Below are 25,988 nucleotides of genomic sequence, written 5' to 3'. Positions count from 1 at the left end.
AAAACGGGCGATCACAAGGATCGCCCCTACGGAGTGGACGGCTTTTCCAGAGAAAAATCAGGGTTAATCGGCTGGTTCAAGTCAAGATGCCCCTTGAGGGTATCCACCTCCGCGCCGTCGACGAGAAACTTCACACCCTTTATCTGGGGGTAGTTGAGGCAGATGGTGTCCACCACCGAGTAAACCGCCGCCATCTCGGCAGAGCTCCCTCCCGGCAGTCCTGCAATGAGTTCGTTGCCGAAATCCAGCACCGCCGTTTCCCCATCGATCCGCACATCCCTTACCGCAATGTTCGGCGGCAGGGTCGGATGAAGATCGCCCACCGGCCCGTTGGCCACCTCGTCCAGAAGGGACCGGACGCATTCGGGGAGAGTTTCGCAGGCAGTGATCTGGCGCCCCTCCCGCCCAAGGCCATCGGCATCGGGGGTAGCGAAGAAAAGCGTAACCTGCATGGTCCCCGCCGGTTTCGGCTCGGGCCTGGTCACCGGAAGGTCGCGGCTCGCCTGGTACTTGCCGAAAATCAAAAGGCCGAGGACGATTGCAACGATGAGAAACGCGGCAAACATGAACTGTTCCCTGCGGGGGGACTTGTTTTTTTCCATGCAGATTTATCCCTTCTCGGCATCGAGGCTTACCTGGTAAACATCGCCAAGCCTGCCCCCCAGGAACCGGTTGCCGACCCTGATGAATCCCGCCGGCACGTCGGAAACGAAATAGTGGTGATTGCCCTGCTCGCCGTGGGGACGCAGGAGGTCCCGCCCCTGAAGAATCTCGGCAACGGTACGGGCAGTCTCCTCGGCCGAATCCACAAGCTTCACCTCTTCGCCGATGGTTTCGCCGATCACCCGCTTGAGCAGAGGATAGTGGGTGCAGCCGAGGACGAGGGTATCGACCCCCGCCTCCTGAAGCCCCGCCAGGTAGGTGCGGGCGGTGAGGCGGGCCACTTCGTTGTCGGTCCATCCCTCCTCGGCCAGGGGGACAAAAAGGGGACAGGCGCGGGTCACCACTTCCACCTCGGGATTAATCCGCTTGATCGCCTTGGCATAGGCGCTGCTCCGGATAGTCCCCTCGGTGCCGATGACCCCCACCTTGCCGCTGCGGGTCACGGCGGCGGCCCGGCGGGCCCCCGGCTCGATAACGCCGACCACGGGGATGGAGAGGGTCTTCTGCAGGGCTTCAAGAGCGCAGGCAGAGGCCGTGTTGCAGGCCACCACCAGAAGCTTTATGTCGCGGTGCACGAGAAAAGAGGCGATTTCGAGGCTGTAACGGGTGACGGTTTCGGGAGACTTGGTCCCGTAAGGGACCCGGGCAGTATCGCCGAAATAGATGGTGTCCTCCTGGGGGAGGGCCTTTATGATTTCCTTGAGGACGGTGAGGCCGCCGACCCCCGAATCAAAGATACCGATGGCTTTCCAGGGCACGATTGTTCTCCGCGCATCTCCGGCATGTCGGAAAACGGCCGGCGCTTTCTATTGTTTGACGTATGAAAAATATATATACTAGGTGAGCACTCAGCAAATTGTCAAGGCATTTACCCCCCTGAGGATCATCTGCGCAAACGCTTCATTTTCCGTGGAAATCCTGCTATATAGAAGAGTGTGCGTCGGCAAACCAACCCTGACCGGGAGACCCCATGAACAAAGAGGAAATGCTCAGCAAGGGACAGGAAGCCTTAACCCCCTTCGAGACCCAGAACATAGTCACCTACGTGAAGAACCTGACCCTCAAGGGGGCCATGGAGAACCCCTGGATCATCGGCATATTCGCAATCCTGATTTTCTATGCGGTCATCAAGCGCTCCAAAGCCGTCCTGGCGTTCCTCTTCGCCGTCATCTCCATCTCGTTCCTGATTCGCTTTACCCTCCCTTCCGGCCAGGGAAACGAACTGTCCCTGGCCTCGACCCTCCCCTTTGCCTTCGGGGGGCTCGTAATCGGCGGGTTCCTCATCTACCTCCTCTTCATCAAGTCGGAGTAACACCGTGCACCGTGTCGGCTTTACAACAACCGTTCCCCTTGAAGTAGTCATAGCAGCGGGAAAGATCCCCGTTGACATGAACAACGTCTTCATCACCAGCCCCCGGAGCCATCAACTCATCGAGGAGGCGGAGGTGGACGGCTTCCCCCGCAGCACCTGCGGCTGGATCAAGGGGATGTACGCGGCGATTCTCGAGAAGGGGATAAAAGAGCTGATAGCGGTCACCGAGGGGGATTGCAGCAACACCCGGGCGCTCATGGAAGTGCTCTCCCTCAAGGGAGTAGAGACGGTCCCCTTTGCCTACCCCCACGACCGGCAGCCGGAGAGCATCCGGTTCGAAATCGAGAAACTCATGCGCCATTTCGGCGTGGGCTGGGACGCGGTCAACCTCTCGCGGGAACGGTTGGGGCGCATCCGGCGAAAGGTGCGGGAAATCGACCGACTCACCTGGGAAGAGAACCGGGTAACCGGCGCGGAAAACCACTACTACCAGGTCTGCACGTCGGATATGAACAGCGACCCGGACCGCTTCGAGGCCGATGTGGACACCTTTATTGCCGAAGCGCGGGCACGCAGCCCCTTCAAGGACAAACTGCGGCTTGCCTACATCGGCGTCCCCCCCATCTTCGACGACCTTTACCAGTTCACGGAGAGCCTGGGGGCACGGGTGGTGTTCAACGAAACCCAGCGCCAGTTCGCCATGCCCTACGACACCCAGGACATGGTTGAACAGTACCGGGCCTACACCTATCCCTACGACATCTTCCACCGGCTCTCCGATATCCTTCTGGAGCTGGAGCGGCGCAAGGTGGACGCGGTCATCCACTACGTCCAGTCCTTCTGCTTCCGCCAGATCGAGGACATGATCGTGCGCCAGAAGGTGCCTCTCCCCATCCTGACCCTGGAGGGGGACAAGCCGACCCCCCTGGACGCCCGCACCAAAATCCGGATCGAGGGCTTCCTCGAAATGCTGGCAGGGTAACGCACCATGCAGATCGGCATAGATTTGGGAAGCAGAAAAGCCAAGTTCGCCCTCCTGGACGGGGAGCGGATCGTGCGGCTGGCGGACCACGACACCGTCACCTTCTACAAGCGCTACGGCCGCCTCGCCGGGGATGAGCTGGAACTGGACCTGGCGGCAAGCGGCATCTTCTCCGCCGATGAACTGGCCGGGGCAGCGGTGGTGGTCACCGGATACGGCCGCAACACACTCTCCCTCAAGGGTGCGAAGGTCATCTCGGAAATTCGGGCCCACGTGGCCGGGGCACTGCTCCAGACGGGGCTTCGGGACTTCACCCTCCTGGACATGGGGGGGCAGGACACCAAGGTGGCGCTCGTGCGAAGCGGGAAACTTGCCGACTTTGTCATGAACGACAAGTGCGCCGCCTCCAGCGGCCGCTACCTGGAAAACATGGCGGCAATCCTGGAGCTTTCCCTCGACGAGCTTTCCTCACACTGGGAGAATCCGGTAAAACTCGACGCCACCTGCGGCATCTTCGGGGAGTCGGAGCTCATCGGGCAGATTTTGCGGGGGCACCCCGTGGAGCGGCTCTGCGCCGGGGTGAACCAGACACTGGTCACGCGGGTCATGCCGATGCTCAAGCGTTTCGCATCGGAGACCATCGTCCTGACCGGAGGGGTTGCCAGAAACAGAGGGGTTGTCAGACTGCTGGAAGAAAAAACGGGGCTTGCGGTGATCGTGCCGGAACACCCTCAACACAACGGAGCCATCGGCTGCGCACATATGGAGACCGGCAGCTGAGGTCCCAGGGCTGGAAATAACGGAGGTTTCATGAAGCTGGCAAAGAAAGACTGGTTTTTCATCATCCTGATCATAGCCGTGTTTGGCGGGTTCTGGGCCATATCCGGCGAGGTAAAGACAAAGAAAGTCCCCTATGATGATGCCCACAAGCGGTTCTATGATGCATTCAACAGCGGCGCCACCAAGATCGATCTGGACGCCCAGTGCCCCTCGTGCCACTTCGAAGGGTCCGGCGGCATCCCGTTCCCCAAGGAGCATCCGGTAAAACCGGCCGACGGCCCCATGCGCTGCCTGTTCTGCCACAAATTCAAGTCGAAGTAATCTGCCTGCGCCATGGGGGTGACCGTCCTCAATCTCACCCGTGAACTGGAGCAGCTCGTGGCCCACATCGCGGGCCATGTTCCGGAGATGCGCCACATCGATCCGTCCCGGCTCCTCATCTGCATCTCGTCAACCAGGGGCGGGGGCATCCGGGGAACATACGCCAAGATCCATCCCCTCCGGTTCCACGGAGGGGCGAAGTGTATCGAACGGCAGCGGGGCCGCCACATCTACCGGAGCACCATGCCGTCAGTGACCCACCGGGGCAATGAAATCCTCTACGTCATCTACTTCCTGGTCCCCCGCTTTTTCGACCTCACCCCCAGGGAAAAACTCATCACCATCTTCCACGAACTCTTCCACATCTCGCCCGCCTTCGACGGCGACATCCGCCGCTTTGCGGGCCGCAACTTCGCCCACGGCAGCTCCACCAGAAAGTTCAACGCATACATGGGAACCCTCGTGGATGCCTACCTGGCAGAGCACGGCGAGCCGGCGCTCCCGGCCTTTCTCGACGGCACCATGGCGGAGCTCCGCAGCCGCCACCGCACCATCGTGGGAAGACGGTTCCGCATCCCGGTAATAAAAACGGAACGGCGCTAATCGGCTTGTTAATTTCAAACAATCTTCAGCAAGATCAAGTCCCCCTTTGACGAAGGGGGATTTAGGGGGATTTGTTTTTGATTGCTGCCAGAAATCCCCCCTTGCCCCCCTTTTTCAAAGGGGGGTAACTTCTAACGGAATATCAGTGCTAATCAGGATCGGCTTTAAGCATTTCAGTTAGTTGTTTTTTTTCAGCTGGAGAGAGGCGCACAGGCGGCATGGGAGTAACCGGACGTACGGTCCTGGGGTTATCGAGCCAGCGTCCGAGCCGCTCGGGGGTCCAGGGCTCGCCGGGCTTGAAGGGGGTTGGATAAAATGACGTGAAAAGCCCCGAGAGGTTCGGTGCCACGTCGCCGGAGCCGAGGGCACCGTACCGTGCCGTCAGCAACCGATGGCAGCCGCCGCATTTTTTCTCGAAGATGGTTCCCTCCCCCTGCCGGGGGGAGGCGAAGTGAACGACAATCGGAAGCCCGCCGTCTCCCCTCCGGGGAGCTGCCGAGGCAAAAGCCATGACGGCATTGACCAGGCCGGCCGTTTGCCGGTCGTCGAAATGGAAGTCAGGCATAAAGAGGACCGGCCGTTTGATGGCGCCGAAGAGCCGCACCGGGTCATCACCGGCCAGGCGGTCCAGATCGGCGGCAAGCCGCGTCCCCTTGCCGCCCAGGTTGTGGCAGCGGCGGCAGCCGAACCGCTCCACCAAACGCTTCCCCTCCTCCACCCGGCGGCTGCCCGGAATCGTAAAATGGGCCAGCTCCGCCGGAATGAGCCGATGGTGGGCAATGGCCTTTCGTACACTCTTCCCGTTCCCCCGGTGGCAGGAGACACAACTCCCCCGCTCGGCGTAATGGGGCGAATGGCAGGAGAGGCACCCCTCCCCCGGCGCCTTCCCCACGCAGGCGGCAAGCACCAGGCAGAGCAGGATCAGAAGGGGGAAACGAGCGACCAATTTTCCCCCCTGAAGAACATGGCCAGGACCGTCATGGACACGATGGCCGCAAAGACGGCGATGGTAGTCCAGGCAACGGCGCGGTTCCCCTCACCGAACCAGACGGCGCGCTCCGGGCGGTGCTTCCCCAGCCACGGCAGGGCCATGAACCAGAGGGAGAGCCCCACGATGATCCAGGCAAAGCCGTTGCCATGGCTTACCACCTCCTGGGTCCAGAGGAGAAACCAGGCCGATTTGGCGGGATTCGGCGGCGCCCCCGGATTCGCAGGGTCCAGAAGCGGCGCCGGGATAACCACGGCCAGCAATGCCAAGGCCACCATCCCCCCCCAGAAGGCCCGCTTGACGAGGCGAAAAAAGCAGGGGGAACTCCTGACGTATTCGCCGCTGCCGCGGGGTCCCCGCCGCATGTCGTTTTTCACTTCAATTCTTTCAGCCATCGACCCCTCACAGATACGGCAGTATCCCCTTTGTCTTGCGCACCCGGTAGAAGTGGAGAAACGACAGGGCCAGCACCGCCACGGGCACGACTACCACATGGAGCGCGTAAAAACGCAGCAGCGACAGGGGCTCCCCCACCCCGTCGGGGACGAGGACAGCCTTCAGCCATGGGCCTCCCGGCAGTGTGGCCAGAAGCTCCATGCCGGTTCTGGTCGCCCAGAAGGCCAGCTGGTCCATGGGGAGGAGATAGCCGGTGTAGGCCTCGAACACCGTCAGCCCCAGGAGCCCCACCCCCACCACCCAGGTGAGTTCCCGGGGCGGCCGGAAGGCGCCGGAGAGCACCACCCGCAGGATATGGAGGAACAGCAGGACCAAAAGCCCATGGGAGGCTAGCCGGTGGAGTCCCCGCAGGTACTTCCCGCCGATGACCGTCGATTCCAGGAAGAGGATGGAGTCAAAGGCCCCGGCGGGTGTCGGCTGGTAATAGAACAGGAGCAGCACCCCGGACACGGCCAGAACCATGAGCGCCGTAAAGGCGAGCCCTCCCAGGCAGAAGGTGTAGGTGAAACGCAGGTTCTCCCGCAGGACCACCCGCGGAAAGAGATGTTTGGCAAATTCCTTGATCATCCCGGATAAATCTCCACCCGCCCCTCCCTGATTTCAAGCCGGTAGCGGGCCAGGGGCCGTTCGGCCGGCCCTTTCAGAACGTTTCCCTTGAGGTCGAAGCGGCTGCCGTGGCATGGGCAGACAATCTCCCCCGGAGTTACGGTCACGGTGCAGCCGAGATGGGTACAGGTCAGATTCAGGGCGTACATTTCCCCTCCATCCCGCATCACCGCCAGTCGGCGCTCGCGATAGACGAGGGCGCCCCGTGGCGGAACGGCCGCGGCGTCAATAACGAACCGTTCCCCGCCTTTCCTCCTGCGGGGGACGAGAAATCGCCATGCCGCCGCCAAAGAAGCGATGAACGCAATCAGCGCCGCGATGAAGTGCCGGCGTCCCCGGTCAACCGCTGCCATTTCTCGATATATCCCTTCGTGTACGCCGGTGTCCTCACGGCCATCTTCCCGACCCGTTCAGGGTCCATGAAACTCCCGTTCACCACCCGCTGCCCCTCCCGGCGCCAGAAGGATTCCAGGGACAAGCCGTCATCCCGCAGCCGGTATATCCGCTCCTTCTCCCTCTCCAGGAGGAAACGGCGCGGGTTGTCGTGACAGCCGTCGCACATGACGGTGCCCCGCCGGACCGTGTGGGGGAAGAACGCCTTCCACTCCGCGGCCAAAAGCCTGTTCTCCTCCCCCACCGCCCGTTCGCTGCGGATATCGGAGAAATAGAGGATGAACTGCGGCCGGATGGGGCTCACCTTTCCCGCACTGTTCAGCCCCAGGGGAGGGGCGTCCTGGCGCTTGAGATAGGCGCTTTTCACCCACTCATCCTGATGGGGGATGGCCGTGAACCGCGCCTGGCGCCGGGGGCTGTCGATGAAGCGGAGCCAGAAGGTGCCGTATTCCTGGGGCGCCCAGGCAGAGTGACAGGCATAGCATTCGAGCCGCTCCCGGTGGGCGGGGATGCGGTGCTCCACTATCCGCTGGTCGGGTTCGTGGCAGTCACGGCATCCCTTGCCGCTCCGTCTGCCGGCGGCCAGGCTCACCATGTCGTGGCAGCCGCCACAGCCGATGCCGGCCTCGGCATGGACATCGGGGAGCATGGGGAGGAACTGTTCTCCGCCGGCAAAGGGGCCCCGCTGGAAGCGGAAGGCGTCCTCCCTGGGGGCCCGGCCATGGTAGTCGCTCCCCACGAAGTACCCCCGGTGGCATTCGAGACAGACACCGTCGCGGGGTCGGGACATGGCGTGCCCCTTGCCGCCGTGGCAGTCGAGGCATCCCCGCACGTGACAGCCGGTGCAGTTGCCGGCCCAGAATCCCCCGTCGAACCGCCCAACGGTTCTGGCCGCGAACTGCCGTTCCGCCGTACGGGTCGCCATGGCATGATCGAACAGCCGGTCGAAGCCCCGGTGGCAGGCGACGCAACGGGCGGCCCGGTCGGCCGCAGTGGCCGGGTTCCCCACCGTGGAACGGTCGTCTCCATGGCAGGGAGTGCAGCCGATGGCGGCATGGGGGCCGGAAACCGCGTCCCGGTGGCAGGCCCGGCAGTTCTCGGCGCCGTCAGCGGGCGACGCGAGTGCCGCCGACAGCCAGAATACGGCGATGAAGTGCATCATCCAGGGCACGATAGTCGAGCTCCTTGCGGTAAATGGGGTCGTCGGGACGGGTATGGCAGACGATGCAGAGGTTTGCCCGCCATACCTTCATAACCTCCGCTTCGTTAAGGGGGCGGGAATGTTCCCTGGTGACGGCCGAAAAGGCCCGCACCTTACCCCCCTCCAGGGTCTGGAAGCCGTCCAGGGGCTTCTCCTCGTTCTTGGGGCAGAGCATGGTGGCAGCGATATTCCTCCCCTCCACCTCATGCTGGCCGAACCCCAGGAAGGCGGGGTTTGCGTGACACTCGCCGCAGCCGATGGCCTTCACGCCGGTGTTGTGGGAGTAGAAGGGCGCAAAACGCAGCTGCTGCTTACCCTTGAAGGTGGTTACATACCCCTCTTTGGACACGCGCCCGTCCATCTCGGTGACGGTCACGAAGGTCTGGCAGCCGGGGGTTACCGGCGATATTTTCCCCCGCTGGTTGAGGGCCAGGGGGAAGGGGTAAAGCATCCGGTAGTCCTCGGACTCGGTAAAGAGCCCCAGGGTATCCATATCCTTTACGAAATCGCGGGCGGTCCTGCCCTTGTCATAGTTCGTATGGCAGCCGTAACACTGGACCACCGCGCGGGAGTGGCAGCTGTAGCACTCCAGCCTGTCGTGGCCGGCGACGGTGTGGGCCGGGGTGCCGGTAATCACCTTGCTGACATAGAGGCGGCCGCTTCGTTTGCCGACAAGACGTACCTGCCCGTTTTCGTAGAAAACGTTGGAGTAGGGACGCCCCTTGCCGGTGACGATCATCCGCATGCCGGGGCGCATCTGCCGCCGATACTGCCGCGACTCGCGCACCGGGGCTTCGTTCTCCCTGACGATCTCCCGCCAGCGGGGAAGCTCGGTGCCGCTGCCGTGGCAATCCTCGCAGCGGATCTCCACCTGGTGGTAGAGGTTCTCGTAGGCGTAGCCGTCACCCATGATGTCGCGGGATGTATGGCAATCGATGCAGTCCATCCCCATGGCATAGTGGATGTCCGGCGTTATGCGGGTGACGCTCCGGTTGCCGCTGGTGAGAAGCGGGCCGGGAAAACCGTTTCGCGTCGGCACCTGGGCGGTGTTGCCGTCATTGAGCCCCATGTACGACAGGGCGATGCGGCCGCTCCGGTTGTGGCACCGAAAGCAGACGTCGTTGCCCGGAAGCCCCGTCATCCGGTGGGAAGCCGAGGCCGGCCCCCGCCCCTTCATGGTCAGGTCGCCGCCGGCGTAAGTGCCGGTATCGTTCCAGGGAAAGTGGCAGGCGGCGCACCCCGCCGAATGCCCCACATCGTAAGCATAACTGTTTTCGATGCCCACATGGCAAAGGGAGCAGAACTTGCGGTAGAGCTCTCCGGAGACATTGTCCAGCTCCGTCACCGCGGCGAGCTGCCGTTCCTTCCCGTCGGCGGTATGGACATTTTCCCGGCGGCTGCCGTAGAGCCTGCCGTCCTCCCCCTCCCAGGTGAGCTGAATGTTCTTAATCATGCCGGTGTTGGTCTGCATGAGACTCCCCTTCACCCGGGCAAGCTGCCAGGGGTGGCAGGCACCGCAGCTCTGCTCCCAGGAGCGGGGATCCGACGGATTGCGGGGGGCGAACATTTCGCGGTGGGCGGATTCCTTGTCGCGGGCACGCTCGTTTCCACCGTGGCAGGAAACGCAGCGGGGATGGGCCGGCGAGGCATGCTCGATGCCGCGATGGCACGTGAGGCACGAGCCGTTCTCGCCCCCACCGGCACCGCACCCCGCCAGCAGCAGAAACGGCACCAGAATGACGGCCCGCAACCGCCGGAGCAAGGCAGGAAAATCTGTCAACCAGAGAAGAAGCTTCATGTGCTGCCCATCATAGCGTAATGACCGATGAAAAAAAAGCCGGCAGGTTAATCCTGCCGGCACGGAGCAAAAATGCATGTTCTACGGAGGCTCTTGCAAAACGTCATGAGGAGGCTGGGATGCTAGGCGCAAGCAAGCGAGAATGCGAGGCGTACCCGTCGGTACGTTGAGCTTTCGAGCGAGCGGCAACAACGCAGACCGGCCCCGCAGTAGTTTTGAAAGAGCCTCCCTTCTATTTTCCGGTGGTACTGATGTTCACCTTCTGCTTGAACTCATGCCACAGGAACGGATCGGCATTCATGGTGCCGAAGGGGAGATACCAGAGTTTGACCTCCAGATCCAGTTCGCTGGCAGTGGGCTTGGTGACCCATTTGCCGTTTTCATCCTCCACCTCTTCGGTGGGGAAAAAAATATCGAACCGCTCGCGCACTTCTTTGCCGGGCGGGAGCCCGGTATCTTCGATTATGCCGCTCTTCTCATAGGGGCCGCGCCCCATCCGGTCGCCACGCCCAAGCTGCTGGGGAACCGGCATGTAAATCTTCTCCTGATTGAACACTTCTTCGCCGTCTTTTGTTTTTGCTATTACCGACAGAACCAGTCGGTTGGGGGTCGGTCAGCCATCGGGGATGGAGTGACCGGCATGGTTCACCATCTCAACCTTCACCACAGCCTTCGGCTTGATGGTAGCGCCGTCACGCCAGTGGAACGCCCGCGCCTCGGCCTTGAACTCAACCGCAGCCTTGGCCATGCCCGGATCGCGGTAGCTCTGCATGTTGTGGCCGAGCTTGCTCTTCTTCATGTGGCAGTCCTGGCAGGTTTCGCTCCCACCCTCGGCCGTGTAGGACCAGAGATAACTGCCGTAGCTGGTGCAGCACTGGGTCGGGTTGTCCAGCTCCATGTTGGGACCCAGGCCGTGGCACTGCCCGCACTGGATCGACTCGCTCATGATGGGGCTAACCTTCATTTTCGGGAAGGCATCCGACGGGTGGTCGCCTTCCTTGGAGCCATACACGACACCTTGCTGGGGATAACCGTCGGTCCACTTGTGGGTAATGGCGTTGCGGTTATGGCAGATCAGGCAGTTGATATTGAGGCTCTTGAGCTTATCCGCCTCGGCAGTGGCCTTTGCATTGTCTTTTTTCTTGAGGGCATCCTGCCAGTTATCGATAGTGGCGATAATTTCCTTGGCCACCGAGTCTTCGGCATCAGCCAACTGGGGCAGGTGACACTTGGCACACCCCATCAGGTGCTCGACTTTCACGTCCTCAGGTTTCTTGACCCCCGAATAGGGCCACTCCATCAGGCCGTTAATCACCGCGGTCTTGAAAGTGGCGGCAGTCCGGCTGGTGCCGAAGATGGAGCGGGCGTGGATCGATTTGTTCCAATCATCATGGGTATCCTGGTGACAATCAATGCAGGAACTTGAGTCGTACATCTTAGCCAGCTCGGCCATGGTCTTGGCCTTACCCGACTTGGCGGCAATGGTTTCCTGCCACCCGATGCCGGCCTTTTCGGCAAAGACCGGTGAAGCGACACAGAAAACGAATGCCGCCGCCGATAGCTTTACCCATAAAGGTGCAAGCTTCATTGGTCACTCCTTTCACAAATTAAAAAGCGCTTAATTATTATACATTGATATTTGCATTTCAATAAAAGCCTCCCCACCTCTCGGTGGGGAGGCTTTCCGATTAGCAGCCCTGGAGCTCGTCGCCGGCAGCCTCATGAATTTGCATGGTGCTGTCCGCCTTGATCTTTTCGGCTTTGGCCTTGCCGAAGCGGAGGGTCACTTCGTCCCCTTTCACATCGAGAACCTTGGGAGAACCGCCCATGGCGGAAACGCTCCCACCCTTCTTGACCCAGGCGGGGACTTTGTCGGCCTTGACGGTAACCTTGGCGCCGTCAATCTTGGTGACCTTGCCGGAGAAGGAACCCGAAGCAAAGGCGACCGCTGCCATGGAAAGTGCCACAAGGGCCGCTGCGATGGACATCATGATCTTTTTCATTTTCTTTCCTCCTGCGTGGTGTGAGATGCGCTCCGTCCTAGAAGAGAAGCTGGAGCTGGGTTACGAAAGTGGTGAAATCTTCGGACTTCAGGTTAGCTCCCTGAAGACCGCTCACTACACCTTCGTTATCGAAATCGGTATGGCTGAGTTCAGCCGTAAGCTTCAGGTTCTGACCCCAGATGTAGTAGTTGACCCCGCCGCCGTACCAGGTGACATCCTGATCGTAGATGTTGTTGAGGGCGGCAAAGCTCCACTGCTCATAGCGGCCGAAGAACTGGAGCGGCAGATTCGGCAGCATGTAGCCGGCCTTCACGTACCAGCCGTTTTTCTCGCCATTGAGACCGATGGCATCGCTATCGACGTTTGCGGAGACCTTGTAGGCTTCGTCCAGGTCGTAGTCGGCATAGGCAGCGGAAAGAGTGAACGTTCCCACTGCTTCCACCGGATACTCGAAGAAGCCGTCAACGGTCCAGGCCTGGTAGTCACTCTTGCCGGTCTTGGCCACGGTATCGCCATACGCGACATCAGGCTCATACTGATAGGCAGCGCCGAAGGTAAGCACCTGCTTCTTGCCCATGTAGGTACCCTTGTAGCCATAATCCGACTCGGGATCCAGCAGCGACACATGGCCGCGGACCGTATAACGGAAGCTGGAATCGGGGTTGCCGGTGTCGCCGGCCTTGCGCCCTTCCATCACGTCGGCACGATACTGAATCTTGTCTTCCAGGAAGTTACCCCAGATGCCGACCCCCATGTCACGGGTAGCAACATATGGAGCACGAATGAAGAGGGAGCGGTCGAGGGTCAAAGGCATCTCGCACGCTTCCAGATTCTCACGGGAGAAGCCATACTTGAACTTACCAACGTTGACCTTGAAGGTATCATTGAACTTGAAGCGCATTACGGCGTCGAGCATCTGGAATTCGGTACCGGTTCTGTCACTTACGCCGAGGGTACCGACGTTGGGGTCCTCGGTGAACTCGGTCTGGACGTACATGCTCAGCATGTCGCCGTACTTGCCCATCAAAGCGATGCGGTTGCGGCGGAAGTTGAAGTTGGTGGTGGTATCATCGCCGTCGTCACCGGAGCCGTTATCGCGGACCGACATCTGGAACTGCCCCTTGTAGTCGATCTGGAGGGCGCCCTGATCCTCGGGGCCGAAGGTGATGCGGGGGCCGGCAAAGGCGGTGCCGGCCAGAAGGGCCGTCCCGAGGGCGACGCCGGAAATGGTGGATATTTTGCGCATATTAATCATGCATTCGCTCCTTTTCATGGTAGATCCCCCGCCCCAGGGGGCGGGGGTGTCATGGAATTACAGAGTCTGCTAGCAGTTACCGCCGGCGGACGCACCACCGCCGCTAGTCGAGCCGCTTACGGTGCTGCGATAAGCCTTGTCAGTGTTTTCAATCTGGTTGCCTTCCTCGTAAGTCGGCTCTACAACATAGACGCGAGATGCATAATCAATGATCGTCTTGCTGCGGGGAGCGTCAACGTTCCAGGTCAGGTTATCCATAAGAAGCGTGGTATCCCAGATGGAGCCCACTGCCAATTGACCGCCACGGGTCGGATTTGCAGCGTCTTTGGCAGCCATCAGATTCCATTGGCCGAGGGAGCCGTCATACCATTTGACATCGACAGTGGAGTTGTAATAGGCGATGCCGTCAAGGATGAAATACCCTATGGAGGCATAGTTGCCTGCCCGGCAGAGGGAGATGAAGGTTTTCGTGCCGTCGAGGCCGGCCTCGCCAAGCTTACTTTCTTCTGTGCCGGCAGTGCCGAACGCTGCGACAAGATCCGCTCTAATTTGAGCAGCATCCTTGAAATACATGCCGCTTGTCAGCATCCTGGGGGCGAAATAGCTGAAAGACCCCTTAACGGCGCCATCGACGGGGGTGAACTTAGTAGAATCAAGAAGGTCTGATGTAGGTCCGGAAACTGTAGCATTGAGAACCGTAGCTGACCCGCGAACCGTATCGATGATGGTAACCTTGTCCGCATTACCGGCAGCGATACCTTTGACATACTGAATCATTTCACTGAGCGACACGCGAACATCGGTGTTAATGTTAGTGGTCCCGTTCTGGGCCACGCCGTAGGTTGATTTCTTAATGGTCGGCACAACCATAGTAAGATCGTAAGCAGCATCCCATGCGGCGTTGCCGCCATTAAGAACCTTAAGACGGTTTTTAGGGAAGCCCCAGTAGCGGAACGTGGTATAGGCCCGGGCAACGTTGATTGCGCCAGTGGCGCTGGCGGCATTGCTGGTCAGGACGATCGTAGTATTCCCGTCAATCCCGGCGTTCTGAATCAGGGCATCAATAGTTTCACCGGTGCAGACCATTTCACCATTCTTATTCAGCGGACCCTCTGCACGCTCTGCCTTGAACGCATTGGAACCGGCAGATATGAGTTGTGCCCCAGGGATATGGCCGACGGTGTTGTACAGGTTGTACTTGACATCATCGGTAGTCTCAACTGTACCCCTGTTATCAGTCGCGTCGGCAGAAATGTCGAGAATCACCACCCGGTCATAGCTCCCGAGAGCCTTGTTCACCAACCCGGCATCAACCCAACCTTTCAAGGTCTCAGCATCAATCAATGCACTGGCTGTTTTCGTCGTTACCGCCGAGGAAGCCGGATTGTCATAACTGCTCCCCCCGCCGCCACCGCAGCCCCACAACGTCAGCATCGTCAGCGCTAGCACGCCGATCATACTGGCCAGCAGGATACGTCCTTTTTTCCATGCCTGGTTCACCATACTACCTCCTTCATGTGAGAAATGAATGGACCACCGGTGCACATGTGTGCCCGGACGACAATGCATCTACAAGAGGGTTATTAAAGCAATAGGAATGCCACATAACGTATGCGGTTTACGCATTGCGACAAAACCCCCTGTTTTGTTTCGCATTTTCCCAATCACTTGTTTTCGGCGGAGTCTCTTGGTATAGTGTCGTTGCTTTTTCTGCATAGCCGTCATGAATTTCAGGCATAGGCATACGAACAGGGTGAACAATGGATATAACGCTCCTCAAGACTCTGCTCAAGGTCGCGGCTCTAGGCAATATCTCCAAGGCTGCGGCCGTGCTCTGCGTCACGCAATCCGCGGTCTCGCGCCGCATCAAGCAGCTTGAGGACCATGTCGGCAAACCGCTCCTCATCCGTGCGGGAAATACCGTCACCCCCACCGAGGATGGCCGGTTCGTCCTTGCCAAGGCACAACAGATCATCAATCTTGAAAGCCAAATCATTGACAAGCTGAGTGACAAAGAATGTAAGCAGCGCATATCCCTCTGCTGCACCCCGTCCTTCGGCATCGGCCGACTCCCCGCCATACTCTCCGCATTCATGGGCATCAACGCCGGCAACACCGGCCTGAACTTCGTTTTCAATATGCCGGAGCAGGCCCTCGAGGGGATCGAGAACGGCCAGTTCGACCTGGCTCTCATTGAGCACTGCGACGATCTCGACCTTACGGGCCACAGAAGCTACCCGCTCCCCGACGATGAGATGGTTTTCATAAGCACTCCCGAACTCACTCCTCCTTCACCCCCACCCACCATCGGCGAGATGTTCGGCAAACGCCTATACCTGAAGAACGAGAGTGGGTGCGCCAGACGTTTCCTGGACAAGAATCTTTCCCTGCTGGGCCATTCCATCACCGAATTCAACGACATAGTTTATTTTGACGACCTCCAGTTCATCCTCCGGGAAGTGCTTGCCGGCAAGGGAATTACCTTCGCCTCCACCGGTCTGGTTGCCAACGAACTGGACAAACACTCTCTCTATGCTCACCGGATGGCGGGATTCGATCATTTTCGTCCCTGCACCCTCGTTCTCGGACGCCGCGAGCCTTCGGCCGACCTCATCTCTTTCATTAACACCATCTACATATCTTTCGGCATGCCGTGCCCCTCAACATTCGGCAACAGCAACGCTTACCCCTCGGAATCATACCACTTTTGAGCCCATCCGCATCTCACCGGCAAATTAACAATTCTCCCTATTTGCATTAACACGTCCCTATCAGGACAAAGAAGTCTCGGTAATTCGTTAATTTGTAATTACTAAACAATTGCGGGCTACAAAAAATTTGCCCGGAATCCATCCTTAAATTTTTTCTAAACTTTACTCCATTTCGGCCGATAGTATGCATAGGGCAACATGTAGGTTTGCTCTAACCATCATCACCCAAGGAGTCTGCATCATGAAATTTCTTCGGAATGCTCGTCTCAGTGTGAAACTGGTGTCCGGCTTTGTTCTGGTGGCCTTGATAGCAGGAGTCGTGGGGCTCATCGGGACGTCGAAGATCAACATGCTGGCAAATGAAGCTGAGGAAATGTTCACCTACAACACCGAGCCGCTTGGGACTTTCGGCCTGCTTGCCATCAACTTCCAAAAGGCTCGGGTGAACCTCCGGGGCATGGTCCTCGACGACAATCCCCAGCGGGCCGAAGCCAACGCGAAAACCATCACGAAGCTTTACGGCGAAATCGACGAACAGTTGACGGAATTGGAACAGACCCTGGAATCGGCGGAGGCGAAAAAACAGTTCGCGACACTGCGCACCTTGATAAAAGAGTACGGCCCCGTGCGCGAAGAGATGATCACGGCAACCCTTGACGGCGACCGGGAGACAGCCCTGGACATCATGCGAACCCAATGCCTCTCCTACGAGAAGAAGATTGATGACGCCATCAAGAAAATCTTCGATTTGAAGATCGAGGGTGCCGAACAGCGCAACGAAATGAACGCCTCCACTGCCCGTAGCGCAATCATTCAGATGTCGGCCTTCGCCGTTGCCGGGATGGTTATCGCCATACTATTGGGCCTGTTCATGGCGCGCCAGCTTACGGCTCCCCTCCTGAAAGTGGTCGAATTCGCCAAGGCCATTGCCCAGGGAGACCTGTCCAATCACCTTGAAATGAATCAGAAGGACGAAACCGGGCAGTTGGCCGAAGCCGTGAACACCATGGCCGGCCGCCTCAACCGCCTGATCTCCGGAGTGGCGGAGAACGCCAGCCAAGTGGCGGCAGCCGCGGGGCAACTCACCGCCAACGCCGAGCAGATGGCAACCGGGGCCGAAGAAGTTGCCGCACAGTCCGGCACCGTTGCCACCGCCAGCGAAGAGATGGCCGCAACCTCTACGGAAATCGCCCAGAACTGCTCCACGGCAGCTGACGAAGCTCATCGCGCCAGCGAGACGGCGGGCAGGGGGTCGGAGGTTATCCGTCATACAGTCGAGGAGATGGCACGCATTGCAGACCGGGTCCGCGAGACTGCAAAAACGGTGGAGAGCCTCGGCACCCGCAGCGACCAGATCGGCGAGATTATCGGCACCATCGAAGACATAGCAGACCAGACCAACCTCCTGGCCCTGAACGCCGCCATCGAAGCGGCCCGGGCCGGTGAGCAGGGCCGAGGATTTGCGGTAGTTGCCGACGAGGTTCGAGCCCTGGCGGAACGGACCACCAAGGCGACCAAGGAAATCGGCACAATGATCAAGGCCATCCAGCATGAAACGAAGGGCGCAGTCGCCATCATGGAACAGGGGGTACAGGAGGTCGAGCGCGGAACCGCCGAAGCCTCGGAGTCGGGGAAGGCGCTGGAGGAAATCCTCGAGCAGGTAGGCACCGTCACCATGCAGGTAAACCAGATTGCCACGGCAGCCGAACAGCAGACCGCCACGACAACCGAGATCAGCGGCAACATCCAGCAGATTACCGACGTGGTACATGATACGGCAAGGGGAGCACAGGAAACGGCGGCCGCAGCCCGGCAGCTGTCCAACCTCTCGGACGAACTTCAGCAGCTCATCGGCCAGTTCCATCTGGCATCCTGAAACACCAGCACCATCCTTTCACGTGGCCGCCTCCGGGCGGCCTTTTTTTGTTGTCCCCACCGTGGGAAAGAGATTGCAGTGTTCAGGGAGACCGCGCTACAATTCTCCTGTTTTTTCAGAACTTCCACTCCCATGGCACGGTGTCCCATGCGCATCCTGATCATCGAAGACGAAAAAAAAGCCGCCGCGTATCTTCAGAAAGGTTTCTCCGAGAACGGCTTCACGGCGGATACGGCCGAAAGCGGCGAGGACGGGCTCCATCTGGCCCGCACCGAGGACTATGACCTGATCATCCTAGACATCATGCTGCCGGGCCGCGACGGCTGGTCGGTGCTGGAAGAGCTGCGCGCCGACGGGAACGACGTGCCGGTTATCTACCTGTCGGCCCGCGACGCGGTCCATGACCGGGTGCGGGGACTCGAACTTGGAGCGGACGACTACCTGGTGAAACCTTTTGCCTTCTCGGAGCTGCTGGCCAGGGCACGGACCATCCTGCGCCGAGGCCCAGCGCGCCAGCCGGAGCTATTGCGGGCGGACGATCTGGAGATGGACCTCGTGAGCCACAAAGCCCGGCGGGGAGGCGTACCCCTTGAGCTCACAGCAAAGGAATTCCTGCTGCTTTCGCTCCTGCTGCGCCGCAAGGGAGAGGTCCTCTCCCGGACTCTAATCGCCGAGCAGGTCTGGGGAATCAATTTCGACAGCGACACCAACATCGTCGACGTGGCTATCCGGCGCCTGCGGCGCAAGGTTGATGACCCTTACGAGCGCAAACTGATCCACACCGTGCGCGGAGCAGGCTATGTCCTTGAATAATCGCCCGAATCCCCGCCACGGCACCCTTTCCCTGACCGCAAGGCTCACGATACTTTCCACCCTCGCCACCACGGGCGTCCTGCTCTTTGCCATAATTTTCCAGTTCCTCGCCCTGGTGAACGACCTGGACTTCGAAGACAACGACTTCATCATTGAAAAAATCAGGGTGATCGAAGGGATTATCAATCGCTACCCCGACGCAACTTCCCACCTGGAACAGGAAGTCCACTGGGAAGGGGCAATGCGCGAGGATACCAGGTACCTGGTGCGCATTATCGATAACCGTGGGGATGTGGTCATGGAAACCGAGCGCATGGACCGCATCGCCCCCCCTGGAGTGTTCCCCCGCCCGGCAAAGGATACCCATGCCATTGGCCGGGGGAAAAAGATAACCGGCCCGAAGCACCGGGTGTACCTTGTCAACTCGGCCTGGGCCGGGAGCGAAAACAGAACTTCCTCCCGCCTCATCCAGATGGCCCTTGACGTGACCGAGGAAGAGGCGCTAGTGGACGGGTACAAGCAGAAGATGGGCTTTGTGTTCCTGGCCGGACTCTGCCTTTCCGCCGCCCTGAGTGCCGTAGTGATGCGGCGGGGTTTGCGCCCGCTGGCCGAACTGACCGACGCCGCCGACCGCATCGACGTAACGACCCTTAACGAACGGATCGACTCCCGTGTCTGGCCGCGGGAACTGGCCCGTTTCGCAGCGGCGTTCGACGGGATGCTCAACCGTCTCCAGAACTCTTTCGACCGTCTCGCCGATTCATCGGCAAATCTGGCCCACGAGATCCGGACCCCCATCAACATTCTGCGGGGCGAGGCGGAGGTCGCCCTCTCCCGCTCCCGCTCCGTGGACGAATACCGGCGGATTATCGAATCGAGCCTTGAGGAATACGAACGGCTCTCGCGGTTGATCGACAACATCCTCTTCCTTGCCAGGACCGAGCAACAGATCGAGCCGGTCCCCATGGACGCGGGCCGCGAGTTGGCGCTGCTCCGGGATTATTACGGCACCCTGGCCGAAGAGAAGGGGATCACCATATCCTGCACCGGCGGCGGGAGCATCGTTGCCGATCCGGTCCTCTTCCAGAGGGCCGTGGGGAATCTCCTGTCCAACGCCATCCGCTACACCCATGACGGCGGAGCGATTACCGTCGCCCTCACCCGTGACGACGCCGGAGCGGCGCGAATCACCATCACCGATACCGGCATCGGCATTGCGCCGGACGAACTCGCCAGGGTATTCGACCGCTTTTTCCGCAGCAGCGACGCGAGAAGCACCAATCCCCAAGGAACAGGCCTCGGCCTCGCCATCGTCCAATCGATCATGGAACTCCACCAGGGAAGCGTCTCGATTGAAAGCGAACCGGGACGGGGAACGTCCGTAACCCTGATCTTCCCGCAAGGGTAGTTCCCCTCTCCACAACGGCCACTGAAGGTGCCAGGATGGGGGGCGGGGGCTCTCCCGGAGAAAAACATCCCGCAAAAAGCACCGCAAGTCCATACGAAGGGAAAGCACCTGCACCGGCAGAGAGGGCCATGCGAAGCCATGCCGGCAACGCTTGAGGTTTTTCGGAGGGAGAACCCCCGCCCCCCATCCCATTCCACCTCCAATTCCACCCACAAAATCCATCTAAACATTCAAAGATGACGAAATTGTCATCTCCACGTCATGCTCCGGTCAGGTCCCCCTGGGTATGATTTCCGGGTAACGTACCATTTTCAGTACCCGGAGCACTCTATGCCCATGCGTCGCCCCCTCGGAATCATCGGCCTCTTCTCACTCATCTACCTTGTCATAGCAACCGTCACCCGAACGGTCCTGCTCCTCATGATTCCATCGGAATCGGGGCTCACGCTCCCGCTTGTGGCCAAGGCCTACGGGGTGGGGCTCGTCTTCGACGCCGCAGCCCTGTCATACCTCCTCATCCCCGCGGCTCTTTACCTGATTTTCGCCCCGCGGAGGCTCACGGAAAGCAAGGGACACCCGGCAGTGGTTCGCACGGCTTTTTTCGTCATCCTCTACGCCCTCATCTTCGGCGCAATCGCCGAGTATTTCTTCTTCGAGGAGTTTTCGACCCGTTTCAATTTCATCGCCGTGGACTATCTGGTCTACACCGGCGAGGTCATCGGCAATATCCGCGAGTCATACCCACTCATCCCGATTTTGTCCGGAATTTGCGCGGCCGCCCTGGCAACGGTTTATCTGCTGCGCAACGCCATAAGCCGGGCTGCGGCCGTAACCTTCGGCGCACGTCGTCGCCGCCTTGGCGCCATGCTTCTGGCAGCCCCCCTGGCGGCGCTTCTTCTGGTGAACATTTCAGGCACCGCAATCTCAGCCAACAGCTACGCCAACGAACTGGCAGGAAACGGCCTCTACGGACTCTTCGCCGCATTCCGCAACAACGAGCTGGACTTCAACCGCTTCTACGTAAGCCGCGATGAACGGCAGGCCATGGCACGGTTGCGCAGCCTCGTGGAAGAACGCAACAACCACTATGCCGCCGCCGCGCCCCGGATGACCCGGGAGATTACGGGAGAAGGGCGGGAAAAGCGGCTCAACGTCATCGTGGTGGTAGAGGAGAGCCTGAGCGCCTCATTCCTCGGCGCGTTCGGCAACAAGAACGGTCTCTCCCCGAACATCGACCGCCTCGCCAGGGAATCCCTCCTTTTCACCCACCTTTATGCCAGCGGAACTCGGACGGTCAGAGGGCTTGAGGCCCTGACCCTTTCGGTGCCCCCTCTCCCGGGAACATCCATCGTAAAGCGCCCGGACAACGGGGGCTTCCGCTCCTGGGGCGAGATCATGAAGGAGAAGGGGTACGACACCCGGTACATCTATGCGGGGTACGGCTACTTCGACAACATGAACGCATTTTTCTCGGCCAACGGCTTCAACATCGTCGATCGCAGCAACTTCGCCGGCAACGAAATCACCTTCGCCAACATCTGGGGAGTTTGCGACGAAGACCTCTTCCGCAAGACCATCAGGGAATCGCAAAAGTCCTACAACGCGGGACGCCCCTTCTTCAGCATGGTCATGACCACTTCCAACCACCGCCCATTCACCTATCCTTCGGGGCGAATCGACATCCCCTCCAAAACCGGACGCTCCGGGGGTGTGAAGTACGCCGACTATGCCATCGGCAAATTCATCGAAGAGGCCCGCAAGGAGCCGTGGTTCAAGGACACGGTCTTCGTCTTCGTGGCCGACCACTGCGGCAACAGCGCCGGCAAGACCGAACTGCCGGTTAAAAAATACGAGATCCCCCTGCTGATCTATTCCCCCAACCACATTAAACCGGGGGTGGTGGACCGGATGATGGCCCAGATCGACGTTGCCCCCACTGTGCTCGGCCTCCTCAACACGATTTACACCACCGACTTTCTCGGCCGCGACATCCTCAAGGCCGATAACCGCACCGACCGTGCCTTCATCTCCACCTACCAGAAGCTGGGCTACATAGAGGGGGACCGCCTTCTGACCCTCGGCCCCCAGAAGGAGGCAACCCTGTCCCGCTTCGACCGCCGGAGCGGCGCCACGACGCCGCTTCCCATGGACAGGCGGCTTCTGGACGACGCTCTCGCCTGGTACCAGGGTGCGAACTACATCTATAAAAACCGCCTGAACAGGATTCCACAGCCATGAAAAATTGCCCTCCCGCCCCCCTGGATACTCACTTCTGGTTCCGGCACGGGGCGGTGCCGTTTCTTCTCTTTATTCTCGTGGCCACGGCCTGCGAAATTACCCATCTGGACCTGGTGCTGGCCGACCGGTTCTATGACTTCACCGCCGGCAACTGGCCCGCCCGCCGATCATGGTGGGCCGAGTGGCTCATCCACAAGCGGGGACGGGACCTGGTCGCGGTCGTTGCTTCCCTCTCCTTCATCTCATGGGTGCTCTCGTACCAGGTTGCCCGGCTGCGGACTTTCCGCTGGAACGCCCTCTACCTCCTTGTGGCTATCGTCCTCGGCACGGGGATCGTCACCATCGGCAAAGACCTTACCGGCCGCCACTGCCCCTGGTCCATGGAGCGCTACGGCGGCACCGTCCCCTACACCCGCCTCTTCGAAGGAAATCCCCCCGGAGCGAAGAAAGGGAAATGCTTCCCGGCGGGACATGCCGCCGGAGGCTTCTCCCTCATGGGGGTATACTTCGCCCTGCGGGACCGCCGCGCCGGGATCGCCCGGGCAGGCCTAATCACGGGGCTGGTGCTGGGCACCGTCTACGGCTACGCCCAGATGGCCCGGGGCGCCCACTTCCTCTCCCATACGGTCTGGTCCGCCGCCATCTGCTGGTTCGTCGCCCTGGGGCTTTACCTCGTCTTCAGGCCGAAGCTGAAAACACCCACGGGGGAATTCCCGTCTTGACCTAATCCGCTTATCCGGATACACTCCATTTCATGAAAAACGCAGCCCGACTATTTAAATCCCTTGCCGACGAAACCCGTCTCCGGATCCTGGCGCTCCTCCTGGCGGAGGAGAAGCTCTGTGTCTGTGATCTCATGGCAGCCCTGGAGCTACCCCAGTCCACGGTGTCGCGGCACCTGGCCCAGCTCAAGAACGCCGGCTGGGTGGATGACCGGAGGGAAGGGGTATGGGTCTACTATTCCCTCCTGGCCTCAGACTCTCCCGACCGCCGGGAGCTACAGGCACACCTGGCGCGGTACCTTGCCACGGAACCGGTCGCCATGGCCGACCGGGAGCGCCTCGCCGGCTTCGGCCAGGGGAATCGCTGCGCCTGATTTTTTTTGCGGCAAACCATCCGCCTATCCGGATAAACACAGGAGATTCAATGAAACAGCGCGTCCTCTTCCTCTGCACTCACAACGCCAACCGCTCCCAGATGGCCGAGGGACTGGTGAACCACTTCCTCGGCGACCGGTGGGAGGCCTGCTCAGCGGGCACCGAGGCCACCAGGGTCAATCCCCGGGCAACCAGGGCCATGGCAGAACTTGGAATCGACATCTCCGGCCAGCATTCCAAGAATCTGGCCGAGTTCGACGGCCAGTCCTTCGACCGGGTCATCACTCTTTGCGGCGATGCCGCCGAGACATGCCCCCTGTTCGTGGGCGGAGTCCGGCGCGAGCACCTGGGCTTTACCGACCCTTCCCGGACCGCGGGAACCGAGGAAGAGATCATGGCCGAGTTCCGCCGGGTGCGGGACGAGATGCGCGAGAAACTGACAACCCACCTGACGGGAGACAGCCATGAGTAAACACGTTTCCCGCAACCTCTCATTTCTCGACCGCTGGCTCACCCTCTGGATCTTCGCCGCTATGGCCTTCGGTATCGGCCTCGGCTGGTTCGTGCCGGGCGTGGAGCAGTTCATCAACCGCTTCCAGGTGGGGACAACGAACATCCCCATCGCCGCCGGCCTCATCCTCATGATGTATCCCCCCTTCGCCAAGGTGAAGTACGAGGAGATGCCCGAAGTCTTCCGCAACAGGAAGATCCTGGGGCTGTCGCTGGCCCAGAACTGGCTCATCGGGCCGGTCCTCATGTTCGTCCTGGCCATTGCCTTCCTCCCCGACAAGCCCGAATACATGGTGGGGCTCATCATGATCGGCCTTGCCCGCTGCATCGCCATGGTCATCGTCTGGAACGAGCTGGCCAAGGGGAACACCGAGTACGCCGCCGGGCTAGTGGCCTTCAACAGCATCTTTCAAGTGCTCTTCTACAGCGTCTACGCCTGGTTCTTCATCACGGTGCTCCCCCCCCTCTTCGGTCTGTCCGGCAGCCTCGTGGAGGTGAGCATTGGCCAGATCGCCGAGAGCGTCTTCATCTACCTGGGCATCCCCTGCATCGCCGGGGCACTCACCCGCCTCGTGGGCGTCAAGGTCATGGGAAAGGAGCGTTACCACCGGGAGGTAGTGCCCCGCATCGGCCCCATCACCCTCGTGGCGCTGCTCTTCACCATCGTGGTCATGTTCAGCCTCAAGGGAAACCTCATCGTCCAGTTGCCCCTGGACGTGGTGCGGATCGCCATCCCGCTCCTCATCTACTTCATCGTGATGTTCCTCATCTCCTTCTGGATGGGAAAGCGGCTCGGTGCCGACTACTCGAAGACCACGACGCTTGCCTTCACGGCGGCCAGCAACAACTTCGAGCTGGCCATCGCCGTGGCGGTGGCAGTCTTCGGCCTGAACTCAGGGGCGGCCTTTGCCGCGGTCATCGGGCCATTGGTGGAAGTGCCGGTTATGATCGGGCTGGTGAACGTGGCGTTCTGGTTCCAGCAGCGCTGGTTCCGGGCCACCGCCTGAGATTGGAGCATCGCACGTGTTCAAGCCGTTCGCCGACTACCTTGTATTCGATCTTTTCGGTCTTGCCGCCGGCAACCATTTGGGTGAAGCCCTCAATTTCTTCATCTACGACACCCTCAAGATCTTTTTTCTCCTCTCTGTCATAATCTTCGCCGTGGCAATCATCCGCTCCTGGTTCCCTCCGGAAAAGACCAAGCGGATCCTTTCCCACAAGCGGGTATACGTGGGGAACGTCATGGCGGCGCTTCTGGGGATCGTCACCCCCTTCTGTTCGTGCTCGGCGGTACCGCTCTTCATCGGCTTCGTGGAGTCGGGGGTTCCCCTGGGAGTCACCTTCTCGTTCCTCATCTCCTCACCCATGGTGAACGAGGTGGCCCTCATCATGCTCTGGGGGATGTTCGGCTGGAAGATCGCCCTCATCTACATCGGCACGGGGCTCCTGGTGGCCATTGTGGCGGGTATCATCATCGGACGGTTGAAGATGGAGAAGTTCGTCCAGGATTACGTCTGGGAGATGCAGGTGGGGAGCACCGACATTGCCGAACTGGGCTGGCCGGAGCGGTTCGCCTACGCACGGGAGTACACCATCGGGCTCCTGAAAAAGATCTGGCCCTACGTGGTGGTCGGCATCGCCATCGGCGGCTTCATCCACGGCTACGTGCCCCAGGATTTCCTGGCCCGCTGGGCCGGCCGCGACAACCCCTTCGCGGTGCCAGTGGCCGTGGCCCTGGGGGTACCCCTCTACAGCAATGCCGCCGGGGTGATACCCATCGTCCAGGCCCTGACCGGCAAGGGGATGGCCATGGGGACGGTGCTCGCCTTCATGATGGCGGTAACGGCCCTGTCGCTCCCCGAGGCGATCATCCTGAAAAACGTCCTCAAAAACCGGCTCCTGGCGGTCTTTTTCGGCACGGTCGCCATGGCCATCACCCTGGTGGGATATCTGTTCAACTGGATCCTGTAGTAA

Annotated in this window: 27 protein-coding genes; 15 read left to right on the top strand and 12 right to left on the bottom strand. The window is 60.2% G+C overall.

Annotation, left to right across the window (positions count from 1 at the left end):
* Positions 1-26: 26 nt before the first annotated feature.
* Positions 27-602 carry a GerMN domain-containing protein gene (locus JZM60_RS08365; RefSeq protein ID WP_207165336.1) on the bottom strand — a complete coding sequence of 192 codons (576 nt, stop codon included), beginning with the start codon at positions 600-602 and terminating at the stop codon, positions 27-29.
* Between the two features lie 6 nt (positions 603-608).
* Positions 609-1,421 (bottom strand): glutamate racemase, encoded by an 813-nt coding sequence (gene murI / locus JZM60_RS08360; protein ID WP_207165334.1) that lies wholly within the window; start codon positions 1,419-1,421, stop codon positions 609-611.
* Between the two features lie 212 nt (positions 1,422-1,633).
* Between murI and JZM60_RS08355 the strand changes: the two genes are divergently transcribed.
* Genes JZM60_RS08355 through JZM60_RS08335 form a run of 5 tightly spaced genes read left to right on the top strand, consistent with a single transcriptional unit; the run spans position 1,634 to position 4,661 of the window.
* Entirely contained in the window at positions 1,634-1,975 is a 342-nt protein-coding gene (locus JZM60_RS08355; RefSeq protein ID WP_207165332.1) for a hypothetical protein, read from the top strand.
* Positions 1,976-1,979: 4 nt separating this feature from the next.
* Complete coding sequence (locus JZM60_RS08350) at positions 1,980-2,957, top strand: 2-hydroxyacyl-CoA dehydratase family protein (protein WP_207165330.1); 978 nt, start codon at positions 1,980-1,982, stop codon at positions 2,955-2,957.
* Between the two features lie 6 nt (positions 2,958-2,963).
* Complete coding sequence (locus tag JZM60_RS08345; protein WP_207165328.1) at positions 2,964-3,737, top strand: acyl-CoA dehydratase activase; 774 nt, start codon at positions 2,964-2,966, stop codon at positions 3,735-3,737.
* 30 nt (positions 3,738-3,767) lie between these two features.
* Complete coding sequence (locus JZM60_RS08340) at positions 3,768-4,058, top strand: cytochrome C (RefSeq protein WP_207165327.1); 291 nt, start codon at positions 3,768-3,770, stop codon at positions 4,056-4,058.
* A 12-nt stretch (positions 4,059-4,070) separates the two neighbouring features.
* Entirely contained in the window at positions 4,071-4,661 is a 591-nt protein-coding gene (locus JZM60_RS08335) for a putative metallopeptidase (protein ID WP_207165324.1), read from the top strand.
* Positions 4,662-4,809: 148 nt separating this feature from the next.
* Here JZM60_RS08335 and extS read toward each other — a convergent pair whose 3' ends face one another.
* From extS to extH, 10 genes are all read right to left on the bottom strand, one after another.
* On the bottom strand, positions 4,810-5,607 hold the full coding sequence (extS, locus tag JZM60_RS08330; RefSeq protein WP_207165322.1) for a selenite/tellurite reduction operon c-type cytochrome lipoprotein ExtS: 798 nt from the start codon (positions 5,605-5,607) through the stop codon (positions 4,810-4,812).
* Positions 5,583-6,044: a selenite/tellurite reduction operon b-type cytochrome membrane protein ExtQ gene (gene extQ, locus JZM60_RS08325; RefSeq protein WP_207165320.1), complete on the bottom strand. Its 462-nt coding sequence runs from the start codon at positions 6,042-6,044 to the stop codon at positions 5,583-5,585. The genes extS and extQ overlap by 25 nt, the downstream gene beginning before the upstream one ends.
* Before the next feature lie 7 nt (positions 6,045-6,051).
* A complete protein-coding gene (locus tag JZM60_RS08320) occupies positions 6,052-6,672 on the bottom strand; it encodes a cytochrome b N-terminal domain-containing protein (RefSeq protein WP_207165318.1) in 621 nt (206 codons plus the stop codon).
* A complete protein-coding gene (locus tag JZM60_RS08315) occupies positions 6,669-7,064 on the bottom strand; it encodes a QcrA and Rieske domain-containing protein (protein WP_207165316.1) in 396 nt (131 codons plus the stop codon). Before JZM60_RS08315 ends, JZM60_RS08320 begins: the two co-directional genes overlap by 4 nt.
* Positions 7,019-8,275, bottom strand: a complete 1,257-nt coding sequence (gene extO / locus JZM60_RS08310) for a selenite/tellurite reduction operon b-type cytochrome iron-sulfur cluster-binding subunit ExtO (RefSeq protein WP_207165313.1) — start codon at positions 8,273-8,275, stop codon at positions 7,019-7,021. Before extO ends, JZM60_RS08315 begins: the two co-directional genes overlap by 46 nt.
* Positions 8,211-10,103: a selenite/tellurite reduction operon c-type cytochrome ExtM gene (extM, locus tag JZM60_RS08305; RefSeq protein ID WP_241426411.1), complete on the bottom strand. Its 1,893-nt coding sequence runs from the start codon at positions 10,101-10,103 to the stop codon at positions 8,211-8,213. The genes extO and extM overlap by 65 nt, the downstream gene beginning before the upstream one ends.
* Before the next feature lie 232 nt (positions 10,104-10,335).
* On the bottom strand, positions 10,336-11,691 hold the full coding sequence (extKL, locus tag JZM60_RS08295; RefSeq protein WP_277603809.1) for a multiheme c-type cytochrome (seleno)protein ExtKL: 1,356 nt from the start codon (positions 11,689-11,691) through the stop codon (positions 10,336-10,338).
* A 100-nt stretch (positions 11,692-11,791) separates the two neighbouring features.
* Positions 11,792-12,106 carry a selenite/tellurite reduction operon protein ExtJ gene (gene extJ, locus JZM60_RS08290; RefSeq protein WP_207165307.1) on the bottom strand — a complete coding sequence of 105 codons (315 nt, stop codon included), beginning with the start codon at positions 12,104-12,106 and terminating at the stop codon, positions 11,792-11,794.
* 37 nt (positions 12,107-12,143) lie between these two features.
* On the bottom strand, positions 12,144-13,361 hold the full coding sequence (gene extI / locus JZM60_RS08285) for a selenite/tellurite reduction operon porin ExtI (protein ID WP_207165305.1): 1,218 nt from the start codon (positions 13,359-13,361) through the stop codon (positions 12,144-12,146).
* Between the two features lie 69 nt (positions 13,362-13,430).
* Positions 13,431-14,864, bottom strand: coding sequence for a selenite/tellurite reduction operon rhodanese-like protein ExtH (gene extH / locus JZM60_RS08280; RefSeq protein WP_207165303.1), 1,434 nt, complete (start codon positions 14,862-14,864; stop codon positions 13,431-13,433).
* Positions 14,865-15,121: 257 nt separating this feature from the next.
* On the opposite strand from extH, the gene JZM60_RS08275 reads away from it, so the two are divergent.
* The 10 genes from JZM60_RS08275 to JZM60_RS08230 all read left to right on the top strand — a co-directional run bounded on the left by JZM60_RS08275 (position 15,122) and on the right by JZM60_RS08230 (position 25,985).
* Positions 15,122-16,072 (top strand): LysR family transcriptional regulator, encoded by a 951-nt coding sequence (locus JZM60_RS08275; RefSeq protein WP_207165301.1) that lies wholly within the window; start codon positions 15,122-15,124, stop codon positions 16,070-16,072.
* Positions 16,073-16,313: 241 nt separating this feature from the next.
* On the top strand, positions 16,314-17,948 hold the full coding sequence (locus JZM60_RS08270; RefSeq protein ID WP_207165299.1) for a methyl-accepting chemotaxis protein: 1,635 nt from the start codon (positions 16,314-16,316) through the stop codon (positions 17,946-17,948).
* A 147-nt stretch (positions 17,949-18,095) separates the two neighbouring features.
* A complete protein-coding gene (locus JZM60_RS08265) occupies positions 18,096-18,761 on the top strand; it encodes a heavy metal response regulator transcription factor (protein ID WP_207165297.1) in 666 nt (221 codons plus the stop codon).
* Positions 18,748-20,169, top strand: a complete 1,422-nt coding sequence (locus JZM60_RS08260; protein WP_207165296.1) for a heavy metal sensor histidine kinase — start codon at positions 18,748-18,750, stop codon at positions 20,167-20,169. Before JZM60_RS08265 ends, JZM60_RS08260 begins: the two co-directional genes overlap by 14 nt.
* Before the next feature lie 330 nt (positions 20,170-20,499).
* The gene (locus JZM60_RS08255) at positions 20,500-22,407 is read left to right on the top strand and encodes an LTA synthase family protein (protein WP_207165294.1); all 1,908 of its coding nucleotides are present in this window, start codon (positions 20,500-20,502) and stop codon (positions 22,405-22,407) included.
* Complete coding sequence (locus JZM60_RS08250; protein ID WP_207165292.1) at positions 22,404-23,129, top strand: phosphatase PAP2 family protein; 726 nt, start codon at positions 22,404-22,406, stop codon at positions 23,127-23,129. Before JZM60_RS08255 ends, JZM60_RS08250 begins: the two co-directional genes overlap by 4 nt.
* A 32-nt stretch (positions 23,130-23,161) precedes the next feature.
* Positions 23,162-23,503 carry an ArsR/SmtB family transcription factor gene (locus JZM60_RS08245; RefSeq protein ID WP_207165290.1) on the top strand — a complete coding sequence of 114 codons (342 nt, stop codon included), beginning with the start codon at positions 23,162-23,164 and terminating at the stop codon, positions 23,501-23,503.
* Between the two features lie 50 nt (positions 23,504-23,553).
* On the top strand, positions 23,554-23,976 hold the full coding sequence (locus JZM60_RS08240) for an arsenate reductase ArsC (RefSeq protein WP_207165288.1): 423 nt from the start codon (positions 23,554-23,556) through the stop codon (positions 23,974-23,976).
* Positions 23,969-25,021, top strand: a complete 1,053-nt coding sequence (gene arsB, locus JZM60_RS08235) for an ACR3 family arsenite efflux transporter (RefSeq protein WP_207165286.1) — start codon at positions 23,969-23,971, stop codon at positions 25,019-25,021. The genes JZM60_RS08240 and arsB overlap by 8 nt, the downstream gene beginning before the upstream one ends.
* A 16-nt stretch (positions 25,022-25,037) precedes the next feature.
* The gene (locus JZM60_RS08230) at positions 25,038-25,985 is read left to right on the top strand and encodes a permease (protein WP_207165284.1); all 948 of its coding nucleotides are present in this window, start codon (positions 25,038-25,040) and stop codon (positions 25,983-25,985) included.
* The last annotated feature ends 3 nt before the right edge of the window (positions 25,986-25,988 follow it).

Source organism: Geobacter benzoatilyticus, from assembly GCF_017338855.1.
GTDB classification, from domain to species: Bacteria; Desulfobacterota; Desulfuromonadia; order Geobacterales; family Geobacteraceae; genus Geobacter; species Geobacter benzoatilyticus.
The sequence above is the reverse complement of the archived record's forward strand: the minus strand, read 5'-3'. Positions and strand labels throughout refer to the sequence as shown.